Genomic DNA, 16226 nt, shown 5'->3' with positions numbered 1-16226 from the left:
TAAATCAACGTCTCCATTAACAAGCGAGTGCTGGGCATTCGCTTTTTCTTTTCTCTATGGTCTTTATTCGCATGGCTATTGCCTCGCTAAAAAATGAGAGACAGTTCAAAAACTAGTTTACTGATAACTGGGTCACTAGCTTGGCTGCAACTAAGCTGAAATGATGAACAAGTATCTCGTTAAATTTAGGGCACTTTTGCTGTTTGTTTGCCCAGCTATGTTTGCTTTTGCGTTGCCATTTGTAAAACCAGTTTCCCAAACTGGCGATTTTTATGGGCAACTTAGCCAAGCTCAGGCTTACAATATTTTGCTAAATCAGCAGGGTGAGCTGAATGATTACCAAGGCAAATATACCTATTTGTTTTTGGGCTTCCAGGGGTGTAGCCAAGCTTGCCCTCGCCAGTTACTCAATCTAGCAGCCTTAGCCGATGAAGCGGCATTACAGGCCGCCCAGTTTTTGTATATTGATTTGGTGATGTCTGCCCCTCACCAGACCTTTAGCTCTGCGATGTTAAACAAGGTGGAGTTTCGTCAGGTTGCTGATTTTCAGCAATCTATCGAGGTCTCACAACGCTTTCCAGGTTACGTCTCAACCAGTTTCGACCAGCAAGTAGTTGACCATTCAGCATACTTGTACCTGCTTAATCCTCTAGGTGAAGTGAGCTTGGTGTATACCCAGCAAAACCTTGATATTAGCCAGGTAGTTACCGATTTTAAGTTATTGCAACAAGGTGATTTATTATGATTTCTAACTCCGCACAGCTAGCCGACAAGCAGGTGCTGTATATTCTGTTGGCTCATTTACCGGTAGTAGGGCTGCTGGTACCTATTGGTTACGCAAGCCATTCTTTTGCGCTAACCATGTCGGTGCTCATCTCTATTGTTGCCTTGCTTAACTACACGTATATGCGCGGAACTCGCTTGTCTTCTTGCATAAATGCCATGTTGCTGATGGTGTACTCCATGGTAATGATTCAGGCCCAACTGGGCCGATTAGAAATGCATTTTCATATATTTGCCGCCTTGGCGTTTGTATTGATCTACAAAGATTGGTTACCGGTGGTGGCTGCAGCGGGCTTAATTGCAGTACATCACTTGGCGTTTACTGCTTTGCAGTTAAATGATGCGAGCTTGGGCGGTATACCAGTGATTTTGTATAGCACCGGTTGCTCCTGGGGAACGGCTTTTGTGCACGCAGCTTTTGTGGTGGTAGAAAGCGGGGTACTGATTTTTTACGCAATCAACATGGCTAAGGATGCGAAGGTGTCGAATTCTGTTATTTTGGCCGTCGATAAGTTGGCCGAAAATAAAGACCTTACTGCCACTATTACCAGCAATACTGAGCACCCCACGGTGATTGCCTTTAATACTTTAATAACCGAATTCAATGAGCTGTTTAGCGACTTAAAACAATCTATTGTGGATATAAATGATTTAGTGAGTGGGCTAAACCAGCAAAGTAGCGAAACCAAAGAAATTGTTATGCAGCAAATGCAGCAAAGTGATTCTGTCGCTAGCGCCTCTGTGCAGTTATCTCATTCGGCGCGTAACGTGTCTGACAATGCCAGCAATGCGGCAAATGCGGCGGAATCTGTAGAGACGCAAATTCAGTCTGGTTCAAAAGATGTAGACGAATCGGTAGCTGCTACGCAAACACTAAATAGCTTGCTTAGCGATTCGGAAGTTTATACCAGCCAACTTAACGAAAATGTTCAGGGAATTAATGCTGTTATCGAAGTGATTAAAGCGATATCGGAACAAACTAATTTGCTGGCCTTAAATGCAGCCATTGAAGCCGCCCGTGCAGGCGAGTTAGGGCGCGGTTTTGCGGTAGTAGCTGATGAAGTGCGGGCATTGGCAGCCAGAACCCAGCAATCGACTGGAGAGGTTAATCAAATCATCGATACCTTGCAAACCAACGCTTCGCAAGTGGTGGATTCAATGCAAAAAGGGTTGGTGTATTCCGATGAATCTAAAGCCAAAATTGAGTCTGGTGGTAGTACTCTTTCTCAGATTAATCAGAGCGTAAGTGATATGCGCGATGTGAATACCCAAATAGCTAATAGCACCACCGAACAAACCGATGCTTGTAACCAGATAGAACAAAGTATTAATGAGATAAGAGATAAAAATACCGTGTTAATTGAGCAAAGCCAGTTGCTTGCCGACACCGCTGAGAAAGTCGCTAATACCATGCTTTCGCTGGAGCAGCGAGTCGCCTTGTATCAAACTCAGAAGTGATTTTATGGCAGGGGGCAAAGCTTAGTCCTTTGCCTTGTTTACCTTAGTTGGGGCTGCGATTGGATACCAACAGGCTGGTAAAACAATTTACTCTAGTGCAAGCATCAACAGTGCTTTTCAGCTCGATGATTTGTTCATTATTCCCTTTTTTATTAAACACAAATCGTAGGCAACGATTAAGCGCGTAGTTTATTGTAAAATGGGTTCAATACCCCTATCGCTAGAGTAAACATGGACGTTAAACCTTACATAGATTATTTCGAAGAAATTGCTCATCTAGAAAGAGATAAGCAGTTTGACTTGTTAGAGCAGGCTTGTGAGCAGATTAATGCTTCCAGTCCTTTACCAGTATTTCCGCTGATTACTCATTTAGTGCGTTTAGGTTTATTGTTGCTATTGCTTGGTGGCAGCTATTTACTCTTTGGTTTAACCATTTGGATCTTAGCCTTAGCTGGTGTACTGGGTTTGTTAGCTGCACGTGTAGTAAGCAGCGAAATAACCGACACACTTATTCGCAAGGCGCTTAAATCACTTTTACTTGAATAAGAATATGTTGACTCATATCAAAAGCTTATAGCGCTTTATTACTTAGCCTCTTGGGGTGTTTTAACCTCAAGGAATAGAGTATGAACAAGTGCGGACAATGCAGGCAATTTACCCGAACACGTGAAAACCAAAAAGATCTTTGCGGAGCATGGGAACAGCCAACCATGGCTGATCGTCAAGCCTGCGATTTTTTTGCTGCTAAAAAGCCTTCTAGTAACTCAGCTTCCTTAGCGTCAGAGTCTGGTAGCTAGCACTGGCAAGAGAGCTTAGCGTGATGTTTCCATTTATTGAGTCTAGCGCTGGCATTGTCTACAATGACGCACTTTTTACGTATTTCAGGTAGTTAACATGAGCGAAAATAACGCTAAACCTGCTTTGCCAGATCATCTTGCAGGCAACCCTCGCAGCCCTTTCCATGTTGCAGAGTGTTTTGAGCACGACATTGGCATTAAACTTAATGGCAAAGAGCGCACCGACGTTGAAGAATACTGTATTAGCGAAGGTTGGGTAAAAATCCCTTCACCTAAAGCTAAAGACCGTTTTGGCCAGCCAATGCTCATTAAACTTAAAGGCGAAGTGGAAGCGTTTTATAAATAGGCCTTTTTTGCCTCAAGCCACAGCGTAACTAGCACTGTGGCTTATATTTTCTACTTAACCAGCATTTACCTTCTTAAGATCAAACCCTAAACCGCAGCTCGTTTTTTAAGCTCTTTCAGTGCTTTACTTCACTTCCGTGTTTCTTCTCAATTGCTTGTTTTTATGTGATTTTTTTAATGCTTAGAGCTGAGAACATTACGTTTTAATTGCTCTTTTGCCATTGCTTTGCGAACGACCAGTTGACCTAGGTAGAGTGTTTATTCTACCATTGCGGGTAGAATAAACACTCTACTTGAGAACGTCAATGCTTGAACAACAAATTGCCGAACAACTTGAGCGGGCATTTAGTGACTATGGGTTTACCGAGCCTAGTGTGGCTAAGTTGCAAAAAGCCTCTGGGGTAAGCTTGCGAACCTTATACCGTTATTACCCTTCTAAAGAATCGATGGTAATTGGCGCTTTGCAGCATAGACATGCTCGTTATATTGAGAAGCTTTCAGCTGAGCAAACAAACTCGCGAAAAGACAATCTGTTGGCAATATTTAGGCAACTAGAACAGTGGATGCAAACTCAAGCACCCAGTGGGTGCATGTCGATGAGTGCTTTGGCAGCGTATCCCGATAACTCTTTAATTAGCGATGCAGTAAAGCAACATAAGCAAGATTTGTTAGCCCTGTTTGAAACGCGCTGTGGCGATAAAGCGCTAGCCATGCAGATCTTTTTGCTGCACGAGGGCGTAAGCGCTGCTTGGCCGGTAATTGGTGCTCCTAGCTTTGAAGCTGCTCAACTCACTTTAGAACAACTTATAGGTAATTCGTAATGACAACTCTTCCAAATGTAATGTGTGCCGTGCATATGACCGGTCACGGAGATACCGATAAACTGAGCTATCGCAGTGATGTAGCAATGCCGATTATTGGCGCGCGTGATGTATTAATTAAAGTCGCGGCCGCCGGGGTAAACAATACCGATATTAATACCCGCATTGGTTGGTATTCGAAAAGTGACAAGGCCGATGACGCCTCTTGGTCGAGTGAGGCTTTGCAGTTTCCGCGTATTCAGGGAGCCGATGTTTGTGGCTACATTGTGGCGGTAGGTGAGCAGGTTGATGCGAGTAGAGTAGGAGAGCGAGTACTTATTGAGCCTTGTTTAACTGAGGTGAATGGCAAAGCGCTAGAGCAAGCTTGGTACTTTGGCTCGGAGTGTGATGGCGGCTTTGCCGAATACACCAAAGTGGCGGCTAGCCATGCCTACAAAATAACCAGTAAATATAGCGATGCAGAGCTCGCGTCTTTTCCTTGCTCTTATTCTACTGCAGAAAACTTACTGACCCGCGCTAAGGTTAAACAGGGTGACAAGGTACTAATTACTGGTGCTTCCGGTGGTGTTGGTTCGGCGGCCATTCAATTGGCTAAAGCACGTGGCGCGTATGTGCTTGCGCTCACTAGCCCAAGCAAGCAGCAAATGATTGAAGATCTTGGCGTTGATGAAGTGGTACTGCGTAGTGACAAGCTTAGCGATGTGATGTCCGCGAACAGTGTCGACGTAGTCATTGACCTAGTTGCGGGTAGTTTATTCCCTCAGTTGCTAGAGGTACTAAGGCCAAAAGGCCGTTACGCGGTATCGGGCGCGATAGGCGGAGCCATAGTGGAATTAGACGTTCGCACCTTGTACTTAAAAGACTTAAGTTTCTTTGGTTGTACGGTGATAGAGCCGGAGGTTTTTGGTAATTTAATTGCTCACATCGAGCGGGAAGATATCGCGCCGCTAGTTGCGCATACCTATCCATTAAAAGAGATAGTGGCTGCGCAAACCACCTTCTTAGAGAAAAAATTCTTAGGTAAAATTGTGCTAACAATGTAGCTAGCTACGCGCTACACATCTTGTTTTTCTATTAAACAAAGCGCTTAATTAAAAAGCCCTGAAGGAAAGTTGCTTCGGGGCTTTTCGGATCTGCAGAGCGTTACTAGCTTCTGAGTTAATGAGTTAAAGGCTTAAGTGCAAAATGGGGAAAGGCTTTCCCATGTCATCAAGCGGAGAGCGGGATACAAGCTTAAATCCCATGTGTTGATAGAAACCTACCGCAGCTGGATTTTGTTCATTCACATCTACTTTAGTGCAGTTTAAGGTGTCGATAGCATATTGCAGCAACAGCTTACCAATGCCTTGCTCACGTGCAGAGTTGGCAATAAACAGCATTTCAATTTTTTCATCGTTAGCGCCAATAAAACCAATAATAGCACCGTTGGCATCTTTAACGCAGCGCAGGGTTACAGCAGGAAAAGCCTGCTCAAGGATGATAGGTTTAAAGAACTCAATATCATCTTCTGTAATAAAGTCGTGAGTTACTCTCACCGAGTCTTCCCAAAGACTAAGCATTTCTGGGTAATCTTCAGCACGCACATTTTCTACAATCATTATTTTTCTCAGAGTACTTGAATCAATTTGAACGGCTAAAATAACCGTACTTTTTGCCCGCCAATATTAGCAAATAAACAGCATTTAGAGATAAGTATCGTCTTTGGGCTAGGCTTATTTTTTAGGTGGCTAGGCGTCGTAATTGGCCTTAACAAATTTGTTGCTGGTATGTCGTAAACCACTTTCCTTGCTAACGCTTTTTAATATGAGTATTTCGTTATTTCGCAAGCGAAACCTTTGTTGATCCGTATCAATTCATCTACTGCACCGCTCTCATTCACACTAGGGCAACTATAAAACAAAAGCTAAAACCAAGGTCAAAGACCAAACACCCGTGGAGCGAGTGATGATAAATATCCCACAAGTAAAATTAGGTATTGTTGCGGTTAGCCGCGATTGTTTCCCACTTTCATTGTCTGAACAGCGGCGCAAAGCAGTGGCTGCAGCGTGTACTGAAAAAGACATTCAAGTGGTTGAGCTACAAACCATTATCGAAAATGAAAACGACGTAGTGAAAGCCTTAGCTGAAGCCGAGCAAGCAGGCATTAATTCACTGGTTATTTACTTAGGCAACTTTGGCCCAGAAGGACCACTAAGCATAATGGCGCAGCGATTCGCTGGCCCAACTATGTTTGTAGCTGCCGCCGAAGAAGCCACTGCGGGGCTTAAAGATGCGCGCGGCGATGCATACTGCGGCGTATTAAATGCTTCTTACAGTGCAGGTTTGCGTAACTTGGCTGTGCATATTCCAGAATACCCAGTTGGCACGCCATGTGAAGTAGCCAAAATGATTGGCGATTTTGTACCGGTTTCTCGCACAATTTTGGGTTTGCAAGGGCTAAAGATTTTCTCGTTTGGCCCGCGTCCACAAGATTTTGTGGCTTGTAATGCGCCTATTAAAGCCTTGTTTGATCTTGGCGTAGAGATCATGGAAAACAGTGAGCTTGATTTACTGGATATCTATCAAGCTGCCGAAGGCCATGCCGACATTCCTAAAATTGTTGCCGAAATGGAAGCAGAACTTGGTGATAACAACCCATACCCAGATTTGTTACCAAAGCTTGCTCAGTATGAAGCTGCCTTGCTAGATTTTCATGCGGCTAATATGGGCGCGTCTACTTTTGGGGTGTTTGCCAATAAGTGCTGGCCGTCGTTTGAGAAGTTCTTTGGTTTTGTGCCATGTTACGTAAATGCACGTTTAGCACAGCGCGGTATTCCGGTTGCTTGTGAAGTGGATATTTATGGTGCCTTGTCTGAGTACATGATCACCTGTGCCACTAACCACCCAGCCACTTTGTTAGACATTAACAACACTGTGCCACAAGACATGGTTGAGGCTAACGCAGCGGTAATGGGTAACTATACGGCGAAAGATTTATTCATGGGCTTCCACTGTGGTAACACCGCGCCAAGCTGCATGAAAAACTCACAGCTACGCTTTCAAAAAATTATGCATAGCTTAATGGAGCCGGGCAAAGAACCTGATATTACTCGTGGCACCTTGGAAGGACAAATTAAACCGGGTGAAGTAACCCTATTTCGTTTGCAATCCACCGCCGATACTAAGTTGCGAGCCTATGTTGCACAGGGTGATATTTTAGATATCGACCCGCAATCGTTTGGTGCAATTGCCGCCTTTGGCATTCCTGAAATGCAGCGTTTTTATCGCCATGTATTGGTTGAGAAACGCTATCCGCACCACGCTGGTATTGCTTTTGGTCATGTAGCTAAAACGCTGTACCAAGTGCTTAACTTATTGGGCGTGTCTGACATCGATTACAACCAGCCAGCTCAAGAGCGCTATCCAAACGAAATCCCAAGTGTGTTTTTGTAAACGCATGATGCGCGAATAATGTAGCAATAAAAAACCGACCTTAGTCGGTTTTTTATTGCTTGATGGTATTAGCTACTAATGCAGAATCTAGATAGGCTCTAACTTTAACGATTTGCTTATCTTCAAACTCACATACCCAGCAATAGCGGTTGTTAAACGGCTTGCCTGCCTTGGTGGTTGAATTAGCAATTAGTTCCACCGCCGCGCTATTTTCACCACAAATACTCGATAAGTAATTAAGTTTTAAAGGAGCATTAAGTACCTCATTTAACTTAGCGATTGTCCCGTTAATAAACGCCTGTTTCGAATGATAGATGCCAGCAAGTGGATGGGAGCCGGTTACTTCCCAGATGACTGAATCACTCACATGTTCAAAAAACTGCTGAGGGTGTTCGCTTTCTAATGTCGCGAATATTTGTTTGAGCCAAATGGGGTTAAGCATTGTCATCCTTGGTATTAAAATTAAACCTATTAATAACTTAACTACCTTATCTCTTCAAACTTACTTATAGTCAAGTTACTCTGCGAGAATTGCTAAAGTGGAAAGGGGAAGTAAATGTGTAAATTAGTTACTGTTGTTTATCGTTCAATTGGCTTAGCTTGTTTAATGTTCGGTCTTACCATTTCTTCATTTGCTTACAGCAAGCCTACTCTGCATCCAAGCCAAGATTACAACTTACAAGTAGAGGCCCTCACTCAACTGCCAGGAGTGCCTTGGGGCATGGCTTGGCTTAATACCGATACATTGATTGTTACTTTGCGCCATGGTGAGTTAGTAAGTGTTAACCTTACTCAAGCTAAACAAGGGAAGAAAGCTTGGAAAAGTATTGCAGGCTTACCGGCAATTTGGGCGCAGGGTCAAGGTGGATTATTAGATGTTGTACGTGGACCCGATGGAAGCTTCTATTTTACCTACAGTAAGCCACTCAATGGCAGCGGCGTAACAACCCTAGCCAAAGCGCAAATAAAGCAAAATGAATTTGGCCAAGTGATGATGAGTAACTGGCAAGATGTACTCGTTACCGACTCTGCGGGTTCTACTAATCGTCATTACGGCAGTCGAATTGCGTTCCATGACACTTATCTGTATTTTTCGATAGGAGATAGAGGTGAGCGTGATAACGGCCAGAATACCGCTAACCATGCCGCTACTATTGTGCGCCTTAACCTAGATGGCAGCTTGCCTAGCGACAATCCGTTTGTGAAAGATAAACAGGTAGATAATGCCATTTATAGTTACGGTCACCGCAATCCTCAAGGTCTCGCTTATGATACAAAGCACCAGCGCCTATGGGCTATAGAGCACGGCCCGCGTGGTGGTGATGAGCTTAATCTAATTGAAGCAGGCGCTAACTATGGTTGGCCGATTACCTCTCATGGCAAAGAGTATTGGGGGCCGTTAAAGGTAGGCGAAGCAGAAATTAAAGAAGGCATAAACTCACCCTTAAAAGTGTATGTTCCTTCGATTGCGCCTGGTTCATTAATGCTTTACACCGGTGCTGCTTTTCCGGCTTGGCAAGGTGACTTACTAAGCGGAGCGTTAAAATTACAGCATATTAACCGCATCATTATGGATGAAAACGGCATGCCAGTTGGCGAAGAACGTTTACTTGAAGACTTGAACGAACGGGTGCGCGCGCTACTTAGCGATAGCCAAGGAAACATCTATTTTAGTGGTGATAGCGGCAATATCTACAAGCTTAGCCCAGCGCTATAACTATGCCGCTTCGGCATAGCTGTTTAACAGTACTTCAGCCACTGCTTTCGCGTGTTTTGCTGATGCCGAATCGTTAGTGGTGTGAGCGCCTACTATCGCGCCATCGGCTAAAATAGCTAGCTGTTTGGCCGTCTCTAAAGGTTGGGTGAGTGCTAACTCACTTAACTGTTGTTCGATAAGTTTTATCACCAAATTTTTATGTTCGGTGCAGGCAATATGTACCGGATTATCCGCTTGATGGTATTCGGCAGAGGCATTAATAAACATGCAGCCAAAAAAGTTATCTGAGTTAATCCAACTATCAAGAGCATCAAAAAAGGCCATGATGCGGGCAAGCTGTGGCTGGCACTTTTGCTGGGGAGCAAGCTGTTCAATGCTGTTTTCTAATAGCTCCAATAGCTGCTGATCACGCCGATACAAGCAAGCAACGATAAGATCTTCTTTCGATTTAAAATGGTTATACAAGGTTTTTTTGGCCACGCCAGATTCGGCCAAAATGGTATCAATACCCGTAGCTCTAAAACCGTGTTGGTAAAACAGCCCTTGGGCGGTGTCGATAAGTAAATCGCGTTTAGTACTGGCCATAATGTTTCCTGATTGCTTCGTGTTAAGTATACCGCTCTGTCTCCTGATTCGGCAAACTCTCTGGTTCACAAATTTTTCAAATTTAAAATTCTCTTTTTAAAACACTTTGTTAGCTGGCTATTTAAATTTGTCTCAGCCCTTTGGGTGATATTTTTATTGACATAGACAGACCTGTCTCCTAATTTAAATGGCAAGTAGACAGACTTGTTTACTTTGCTAAGGCAGAGTCATCAGGCTTGTCAGCCAAGAATGTTTAATCAACTAAGGATAAGGTTATGTTAAAGCTTTACGATTTCGAGTTGTCTGGTCACGCCCATCGAGTGAGATTGATGCTGGCTTTGCTAAAACTGCAGTATCAAAAAATTCCAGTTAACTTAGCGCAAGGAGAGCACAAACAAGACGCTTTCCGCTCGATTAACCCTTTTACTCAAGTACCAGTACTTGACGACGATGATCTGGTGATTCGAGATTCCATCGCCATTATCATTCACCTTGCCAACACCTATGCGCCGAGCTGGAACCCGAAAAACAGCGAACAACAAGCGCAAATTCAACAATGGTTGGCGCTAGCTGCACGCAACCTCGCAGAAGGGCCAGCTCGCGCTCGTTTAATTACGGTATTTGGCGCCAAGTTTGATCAAGAGGCAGTAATCGAAGCCAGCCATCAAATGTTGTCGATTATTGATGGTTTGCTTGAAGGTAAAGCGTGGATGGTTGGAGAGCGAGCCAGTATTGCCGACGTAGCATGTTACTCCTACATCGCTCATGCACCAGAAGGCAAGGTTGAGCTAGATGCATACCCAAATATTTTGCGCTGGTTAGCGAATGTAGAAGCGCTTGATGGATTTGTTGCAATGCAAAAAACTCCCTTAAAAGAAGCCGTTTAAGTTAGTGCAAATAGCTCGGTGTTTAGCGATGTAAACGCCGAGCTAGCCTAAAAATTGCTTAAACAGAACGCATTCAATGAATTACGACTCAAACATAGGAAAACAGCATGACCATAGAGCAACGCCTTCCACTACCGCCGTTTAATGCCGACACGGCTGCACTAAAAGTGCGCATGGCTGAAGATGGTTGGAATTCACGCAACCCAGAAAAAGTGGCTTTAGCCTATACCAAAGATAGCCAGTGGAGAAACCGCGATAGCTTTATTAAGGGCCGCGAGCAAATTCAGCAGTTTTTAAGCGAAAAGTGGGAAAAAGAACAAGCTTACCGTTTGATTAAAGAATTATGGGCCTATAGCGGTAACCGTATTGCGGTGCGATTTGCATACGAGTGGCAAGACAAAGCTGGCCAATGGTATCGCGCTTACGGCAACGAAAACTGGGAGTTTGATGAAAATGGCTTAATGCAAAGCCGTCATGCCAGCATTAATGACTTAGCAATAAGTGAAGAAGAACGGCTGTTTCATTGGCCGCAAGGGCGCAGGCCAGATGATCACCCAAGCTTGAGTGACTTGGGTTTATAACAAAGCAGGGGCGAAGTGTATTGCTCCGGTTTAATGATGTTGGTTATTGGGTGAGTTGGTGGTGTTGCAAAGGGGGCTTTGGCAGTGGTAGCTAAAGTCCAAAGCATGAGAAGGTGAGTTTATGGCTGTTTTTCACAAAGGTGAGCTAAGCGTACAGCAACGAGTTGGCGTGGCTGATATCGCAAGAACCATTGGTGATAAAGCCATTCGAAACTATATGCCCGAGCAGCATCGTGAGTTTTTTAGCCAACAAGCTTTGTTGTATGCCGGCGTGCTAGACAATCAAGGGCACCCCTGGGCTACTCCTATTTTGGGCGAGCAGGGTTTTGTTAGCTCGCCCAATGCTACCACCTTGTCTATCGAGGCTAGGGCGCTAATCGAATACGCGCAAGTTGCTCGGTTGTCGGTGGGTGACAGCATAGGCTTGTTGGGCTTGGAGTTTACTACTCGTAGGCGTAATCGTGTGAATGGTTTGGTTGCGTACTCAAGAGAGCAAGCGCTGCGTTTTGAGGTACAGCAAAGCTTTGGCAATTGTCCTAAGTACATTCAAAAGCGCGAGTTGAAACCAAGTGTGTTTAACCATGCTTTTGTGCCCAAAGCTGAAGACTTTCGCGAGCTGGCAGCAAATGATGTAGTGCTTGAGCAGGTATTAAGGCATTGCGACACCTTTTTTATTGCCTCTAGAGCTGCCGCGCTAAATAGTGAAGACAGCGATGGAGTCGATATCTCTCACCGCGGCGGTAAGCCAGGCTTTATCCATGTGCTTAAGGGCAAAACCAGTAAAATGCCAAGCTTGGTGTTCCCCGATTTTTCTGGCAACAATTTATTCAATACCCTTGGCAATATAGTGGCCGACCCAAGAGTGGGTTTGTACATACCAGACTTTGAAACCGGCTATAGTTTTTGGATTAAAGGCAAGGCATCAATCATTTGGGATGTGTCGCAGGTAAAACCTTATCCGGGCGCACAACGTTTTGTACAAGTCAGCATCGAGCAATGTTTAAGTTTAACCACGCCTACCTTAGTACAAAATTCAGATGTAGAGTTATCGCCAGCTTTGCAAAATTTGTCTTAAACCGTGTCTAGTGGGCTAGCCACGCCATCGGCACCCATATTAAGTACATGGGTATAAATCTGAGTGGTTCTAATATCACTGTGACCTAACTGGGCTTGAATGGTGCGAATATCTGTACCTCGTTGCAATAAATGCGTAGCAAAAGAGTGGCGCAAGGTATGGCAAGTGATAGGTTTACCAATATGCGTTTTTGTTCTGGCAGCCTTAAGGGCTTTTTGAATACCGCTTGGATCTAGATGATGGCGGCGAATGCAGCCATCGTTGGGATCTTTACTTAACGAGTGCGAAGGAAACAAATAATGCCAAGCAAAGTCGTGTGGGGCAGCTGGGTACTTCTTAGCAAGAGCATAAGGTAAATATACGCCGGCATATTCATTTTTTAGCTTGTCACTCTGATAGTATTGATAAGCAACAGTAATTTGCTTTTGTATTGCCGTAACCAGTGACTTTGCCAGTGTCACACGCCTATGCTTACCACCTTTGGCGTCCCATACTTCAATACCGAAATAGTCAAAATCAATATCTTTAATGCGTAAACGTAACATTTCGGTTTTTCGCAGGCCGCTGCCGTACATTAGCTGTGCCATTAATACATGTGGTGGGGAGAGCGCATCTATTAATGCGGTAACCTCGTGACGAGTAAGTACAACAGGTAGTTTGGCTTGGCGCTTGCTATGGCGAAAGTCTAACTGTAGTGATAAAGGTTTCTTAACAACCTCTTTATAAAGAAAAACTAAAGCGTTTAGTGCCACTGCTTGGCTTTGCGGAGCCAAGTTTCGTTGATTGGCTAAATGGCTGAGGAATTGCTCAACTTCATGATTGTGTAAGTCGCTAGGGTGTTTTTTGTGATTAAATAAAATAAAGCGTTTTATCCACTGTCGGTAGCTGCGAATAGTGGACTCCCTAAAACGTTTGGTTCGCATTTTTTCTTCTATGTAGCTGAGGTAAGGCGAGCTCATAACAATCCCTAACGCTGTTTTTTTATACAGTATTGGTGCGATTCCTACTTTCTACAAGTGATTGCATACTTTCATGCTGATGTTTTTGTTATTTTTCGAGCTAGGTGGCTGATGTAGCTTAGGAAAGGTGATAACCTTGTTTTTATCAAATGTATGATAAGAGGAAAAATTCCGTGTTTAAACAAGGAAATTTTCCTATTAATAAACTGTTATGTGTATAAGGTGAGACTATTTTAACGTTCATCAAAATCATATTATTTGGCACCTCGATTCAGCTGACAAATAGTCCCTTAGAAATCGATGAAACCCCTTTTGTTATCGAAGCGCCAGAACTTCTTGACGTAGTTACCACTGGCGCACATCTACTAATAGATATTAGTAAAAACGTAAAAACAGATGATCTACTTGAATCTCGTAAAGATGTGGAGTCGAAGTATCAAGAAGGTTGTATTGAAGCAAGAATGTTCGCTAAAGACGGAAAATCGTACGCTCTAACTAACCAAGGCGTTCTGTGGTCACAGGGCGCCGTGCTGGTATCACTTAGTAGTCATGGTGGGTTAAATACGGAATTGGAGTTTACTAAGGTAGCTATTTCTACTTGCAGGTTAGTGCGTGAGGCAACAGTTTCGTGGGTAAATTACAAACACTAACAAAAACACATAACAAGGTTATTAACCACCGCCAGCAAGCTGGCTGGACCTCCGCTGCGTCGCCTGTTTTGCGGCTTTACGCTACGCTACCACAAAACAATCAACACAGCTGCGGCCGGTTATAACGGCGTTAGGGCTAAATTTATAGAGGTGGGTACAGTTGAAAATATTATTTTGGCTTGGCGTGTTTTTTACCCTTTGTGCCCCCATTGTTATTGGAATTCACTTCAATGACACATCAACTAGTTGGGTTGCTGCATTAAGTGGGGCGTTCATTACTTTTGTTGCGAAGTTGCCAGAAATTGCGGAGCTGTCTTTGGGTCCAGTGAAAGCGAGAATGAGAGACAAAATTGAGGAAGCATCGGTAACCATCACTCAACTCAAAAAAATCGCAGTGTCCAATTCAGAGGCTACTCTTTCTGACTTAATTGCAGGGAGCTTTATGGGAGGCATGTCCCAAGCTAAACGATTGGAAATTCATAATAATGTAGTGAGTGCGCTTAAGGAAATAGGAGCGGATGAGGCTGAGTTAGAGTTTGTTGAACGTGATTGGAAAAAGGGAATTTCTATCATTTATTTGAGGGCTATTACATCGGCAGTAGAAGGCCGTGAGAAAGCACATCAAGTTAATTCAGCAGCTACAGAAGCACAAAAAAGTGCGAGTGCAGAATTGAAGATATTGTCAGATTTTGATACTTGGACATCACCAACAGCAAGCCAAACGAAAAAAGTTATAGAGAAATATGGTATCAACTCTGAAGACGTTGCGTTCTGGATAGCAGAATATAAGTACTTTGAGGAGCATGGTTCTATTCGTGACAAGGAAAGATTCGCACAAGTTTAAGTGCGCCCTAACAAAGCATTTAAGAGCGACTCCATAACGCGTGCCGGTTTCGCTCCGCTTACAGTATGGCACGCGTTACTCCGCGCCTTAATGCGGCGTTAATGGTACGGCAATGTGGAAAAACTACGAAGTAGATGAAAATACAAAGTACACCGTAGCTCTTTGTCAGTCTTCGAATGGACGACGATACTTTGATTTAGTTCAAGTAGGTGCTTCATATGATAATTCAGACCTAATATCTATGACGGATATAGTCTCATATGATCTACTCTTTCGAAGGAACTTTGAAGGTATTGTTTGTTCGGCCAAATTTAGTAACGGAATGAACTTCGGCGTTGATGCACATGGAATATGGCTAACCCAGGAAGAAATAGAGGCGTTTCAAAATGGTGTATCTCACGAAAAAACGAATTGGCTTAATGGCCTGCCACCCAATTTTCCGCAATGCTAGTAAAAACCATTAACAAGGCAAGCCAAAATCGTAGCACTTCGTGCTACTGGACTCGCGCAAGCGCTCGCCTTTGCTTGCGGCGTTAGGCATACAGGAAAATTGAGCGTAGAAATGGAGTTTGTGTGAGTATTAAGAAATTGAGTGCTGAATTATGTTCGGATGACAAAATGAACATGGCTTTAGATTTCTTGAGTCATATAGTTGTTAATACTGATCGGGCATTGATTAGTAGCTTAACTTCTTTAATTTCCTTCCCCGAAAAAATTGCAGATCTAAATCAATTTGGTTTATTACTATCAGAAATTAAAGATGACGCCTTTATTGAACCATTGGTAGAAATGATAATGCTGGCAGAACCGGGTAAATCGAAATATTTAGCCAGCTATATGCACTCACTCAACTGTATTATTGAAGATTGGGATGAATATTTTACACCGAATGGAGAGTTTGTTCATTTACTTGGTAAATGGATGTTAAATACAAATGGTGGTGAAATATCATGGAAGTCTTCATTAATTTTAAAGGATACGGAACATTCCGCTTGTATAAATTTTTACCTTGAGGGCATTAACGATAAAACGCTATTTAATCAAACTCGTATCGCTTGCTTAGAAGGTTTAGTTGCTCATCATGGCGAAAAGAATTTAAAATTCTTAATTGGCCTGGTTCCCGATTCAGATCCAGATTTCAATGAAGAGCTTAATAAATCAATTGAGTGGTTAAAGCACAAATTTAGTAGTTAAGTATGCCTAACAAGGCGTTCAAAAAGTCGGACACCGTAAAGCTTGCTCGGTTCTGCTTCGCTCCACATTTTAGCAAGCATTACTCAGCCGTTTAACGC

The 16226-nt window shown here is 43.5% G+C and carries 18 protein-coding genes; 14 read left to right on the top strand and 4 right to left on the bottom strand.

Going from position 1 to position 16226, the window contains the following annotated elements:
• Window positions 1-163: 163 nt before the first annotated feature.
• The 7 genes from K5620_RS15195 to K5620_RS15165 all read left to right on the top strand — a co-directional run bounded on the left by K5620_RS15195 (window position 164) and on the right by K5620_RS15165 (window position 5247).
• Window positions 164-745 (top strand): SCO family protein, encoded by a 582-nt coding sequence (locus K5620_RS15195; protein WP_221077393.1) that lies wholly within the window; start codon window positions 164-166, stop codon window positions 743-745.
• Complete coding sequence (locus K5620_RS15190; RefSeq protein WP_016402727.1) at window positions 742-2241, top strand: methyl-accepting chemotaxis protein; 1500 nt, start codon at window positions 742-744, stop codon at window positions 2239-2241. The genes K5620_RS15195 and K5620_RS15190 overlap by 4 nt, the downstream gene beginning before the upstream one ends.
• Window positions 2242-2472: 231 nt before the next feature.
• Complete coding sequence (locus K5620_RS15185; protein WP_016402729.1) at window positions 2473-2787, top strand: hypothetical protein; 315 nt, start codon at window positions 2473-2475, stop codon at window positions 2785-2787.
• Window positions 2788-2867: 80 nt separating this feature from the next.
• Complete coding sequence (locus K5620_RS15180; protein ID WP_016402730.1) at window positions 2868-3038, top strand: hypothetical protein; 171 nt, start codon at window positions 2868-2870, stop codon at window positions 3036-3038.
• A 97-nt stretch (window positions 3039-3135) separates the two neighbouring features.
• Window positions 3136-3384 (top strand): DUF3297 family protein, encoded by a 249-nt coding sequence (locus K5620_RS15175; RefSeq protein ID WP_016402731.1) that lies wholly within the window; start codon window positions 3136-3138, stop codon window positions 3382-3384.
• A gap of 304 nt (window positions 3385-3688) precedes the next feature.
• The gene (locus tag K5620_RS15170) at window positions 3689-4204 is read left to right on the top strand and encodes a TetR/AcrR family transcriptional regulator (protein ID WP_016402732.1); all 516 of its coding nucleotides are present in this window, start codon (window positions 3689-3691) and stop codon (window positions 4202-4204) included.
• A complete protein-coding gene (locus K5620_RS15165; RefSeq protein WP_016402733.1) occupies window positions 4204-5247 on the top strand; it encodes an alcohol dehydrogenase family protein in 1044 nt (347 codons plus the stop codon). Before K5620_RS15170 ends, K5620_RS15165 begins: the two co-directional genes overlap by 1 nt.
• A gap of 123 nt (window positions 5248-5370) precedes the next feature.
• On the opposite strand, the gene K5620_RS15160 is transcribed toward K5620_RS15165, so the two are convergent.
• Window positions 5371-5802, bottom strand: a complete 432-nt coding sequence (locus tag K5620_RS15160; RefSeq protein ID WP_016402734.1) for a GNAT family N-acetyltransferase — start codon at window positions 5800-5802, stop codon at window positions 5371-5373.
• 346 nt (window positions 5803-6148) lie between these two features.
• Between K5620_RS15160 and K5620_RS15155 the strand changes: the two genes are divergently transcribed.
• Window positions 6149-7636: an L-fucose/L-arabinose isomerase family protein gene (locus K5620_RS15155; protein WP_016402735.1), complete on the top strand. Its 1488-nt coding sequence runs from the start codon at window positions 6149-6151 to the stop codon at window positions 7634-7636.
• A gap of 52 nt (window positions 7637-7688) precedes the next feature.
• Here the strand turns inward: K5620_RS15155 and K5620_RS15150 are convergent, their stop codons facing one another.
• Entirely contained in the window at window positions 7689-8078 is a 390-nt protein-coding gene (locus K5620_RS15150; protein ID WP_221077392.1) for a nuclear transport factor 2 family protein, read from the bottom strand.
• A 114-nt stretch (window positions 8079-8192) separates the two neighbouring features.
• On the opposite strand from K5620_RS15150, the gene K5620_RS15145 reads away from it, so the two are divergent.
• Window positions 8193-9353 carry a PQQ-dependent sugar dehydrogenase gene (locus tag K5620_RS15145; protein ID WP_016404037.1) on the top strand — a complete coding sequence of 387 codons (1161 nt, stop codon included), beginning with the start codon at window positions 8193-8195 and terminating at the stop codon, window positions 9351-9353.
• On the opposite strand, the gene K5620_RS15140 is transcribed toward K5620_RS15145, so the two are convergent.
• On the bottom strand, window positions 9354-9938 hold the full coding sequence (locus tag K5620_RS15140) for a TetR/AcrR family transcriptional regulator (RefSeq protein ID WP_221077391.1): 585 nt from the start codon (window positions 9936-9938) through the stop codon (window positions 9354-9356). It lies immediately after the preceding gene.
• A 275-nt stretch (window positions 9939-10213) separates the two neighbouring features.
• Between K5620_RS15140 and K5620_RS15135 the strand changes: the two genes are divergently transcribed.
• The 3 genes from K5620_RS15135 to K5620_RS15125 all read left to right on the top strand — a co-directional run bounded on the left by K5620_RS15135 (window position 10214) and on the right by K5620_RS15125 (window position 12481).
• The gene (locus tag K5620_RS15135) at window positions 10214-10825 is read left to right on the top strand and encodes a glutathione S-transferase family protein (protein WP_016404034.1); all 612 of its coding nucleotides are present in this window, start codon (window positions 10214-10216) and stop codon (window positions 10823-10825) included.
• A gap of 113 nt (window positions 10826-10938) precedes the next feature.
• The gene (locus K5620_RS15130; RefSeq protein ID WP_215426505.1) at window positions 10939-11406 is read left to right on the top strand and encodes a nuclear transport factor 2 family protein; all 468 of its coding nucleotides are present in this window, start codon (window positions 10939-10941) and stop codon (window positions 11404-11406) included.
• A 121-nt stretch (window positions 11407-11527) separates the two neighbouring features.
• Window positions 11528-12481 (top strand): pyridoxamine 5'-phosphate oxidase family protein, encoded by a 954-nt coding sequence (locus K5620_RS15125; RefSeq protein ID WP_016404032.1) that lies wholly within the window; start codon window positions 11528-11530, stop codon window positions 12479-12481.
• On the opposite strand, the gene K5620_RS15120 is transcribed toward K5620_RS15125, so the two are convergent.
• Entirely contained in the window at window positions 12478-13440 is a 963-nt protein-coding gene (locus K5620_RS15120; protein ID WP_016404031.1) for an integron integrase, read from the bottom strand. The two genes, K5620_RS15125 and K5620_RS15120, sit on opposite strands and share 4 nt — an antisense overlap.
• Window positions 13441-14250: 810 nt before the next feature.
• Here K5620_RS15120 and K5620_RS15115 point away from each other — a divergent pair.
• On the top strand, window positions 14251-14934 hold the full coding sequence (locus tag K5620_RS15115) for a hypothetical protein (protein ID WP_016404030.1): 684 nt from the start codon (window positions 14251-14253) through the stop codon (window positions 14932-14934).
• 573 nt (window positions 14935-15507) lie between these two features.
• Complete coding sequence (locus tag K5620_RS15110; RefSeq protein ID WP_016404029.1) at window positions 15508-16128, top strand: hypothetical protein; 621 nt, start codon at window positions 15508-15510, stop codon at window positions 16126-16128.
• Window positions 16129-16226 lie beyond the last annotated feature (98 nt).

It is taken from the genome of Agarivorans albus (genome assembly GCF_019670105.1).
GTDB lineage: Bacteria > Pseudomonadota > Gammaproteobacteria > Enterobacterales > Celerinatantimonadaceae > Agarivorans > Agarivorans albus.
This window is presented reverse-complemented; position numbering and strand designations above follow the sequence as displayed.

Excerpts from the sequence above, each read along its gene's own strand:
- K5620_RS15195 (WP_221077393.1), top strand. The coding sequence starts at position 164 with ATGAACAAGTATCTCGTTAAATTTAGGGCACTTTTGCTGTTTGTTTGC.
- K5620_RS15145 (WP_016404037.1), top strand. The coding sequence starts at position 8,193 with ATGTGTAAATTAGTTACTGTTGTTTATCGTTCAATTGGCTTAGCTTGT.
- K5620_RS15165 (WP_016402733.1), top strand. The coding sequence starts at position 4,204 with ATGACAACTCTTCCAAATGTAATGTGTGCCGTGCATATGACCGGTCAC.
- K5620_RS15135 (WP_016404034.1), top strand. The coding sequence starts at position 10,214 with ATGTTAAAGCTTTACGATTTCGAGTTGTCTGGTCACGCCCATCGAGTG.
- K5620_RS15120 (WP_016404031.1), bottom strand. The coding sequence starts at position 13,440 with ATGAGCTCGCCTTACCTCAGCTACATAGAAGAAAAAATGCGAACCAAA.
- K5620_RS15160 (WP_016402734.1), bottom strand. The coding sequence starts at position 5,802 with ATGATTGTAGAAAATGTGCGTGCTGAAGATTACCCAGAAATGCTTAGT.
- K5620_RS15170 (WP_016402732.1), top strand. The coding sequence starts at position 3,689 with ATGCTTGAACAACAAATTGCCGAACAACTTGAGCGGGCATTTAGTGAC.
- K5620_RS15150 (WP_221077392.1), bottom strand. The coding sequence starts at position 8,078 with ATGCTTAACCCCATTTGGCTCAAACAAATATTCGCGACATTAGAAAGC.
- K5620_RS15190 (WP_016402727.1), top strand. The coding sequence starts at position 742 with ATGATTTCTAACTCCGCACAGCTAGCCGACAAGCAGGTGCTGTATATT.
- K5620_RS15185 (WP_016402729.1), top strand. The coding sequence starts at position 2,473 with ATGGACGTTAAACCTTACATAGATTATTTCGAAGAAATTGCTCATCTA.
- K5620_RS15125 (WP_016404032.1), top strand. The coding sequence starts at position 11,528 with ATGGCTGTTTTTCACAAAGGTGAGCTAAGCGTACAGCAACGAGTTGGC.
- K5620_RS15140 (WP_221077391.1), bottom strand. The coding sequence starts at position 9,938 with ATGGCCAGTACTAAACGCGATTTACTTATCGACACCGCCCAAGGGCTG.
- K5620_RS15175 (WP_016402731.1), top strand. The coding sequence starts at position 3,136 with ATGAGCGAAAATAACGCTAAACCTGCTTTGCCAGATCATCTTGCAGGC.
- K5620_RS15180 (WP_016402730.1), top strand. The coding sequence starts at position 2,868 with ATGAACAAGTGCGGACAATGCAGGCAATTTACCCGAACACGTGAAAAC.
- K5620_RS15155 (WP_016402735.1), top strand. The coding sequence starts at position 6,149 with ATGATAAATATCCCACAAGTAAAATTAGGTATTGTTGCGGTTAGCCGC.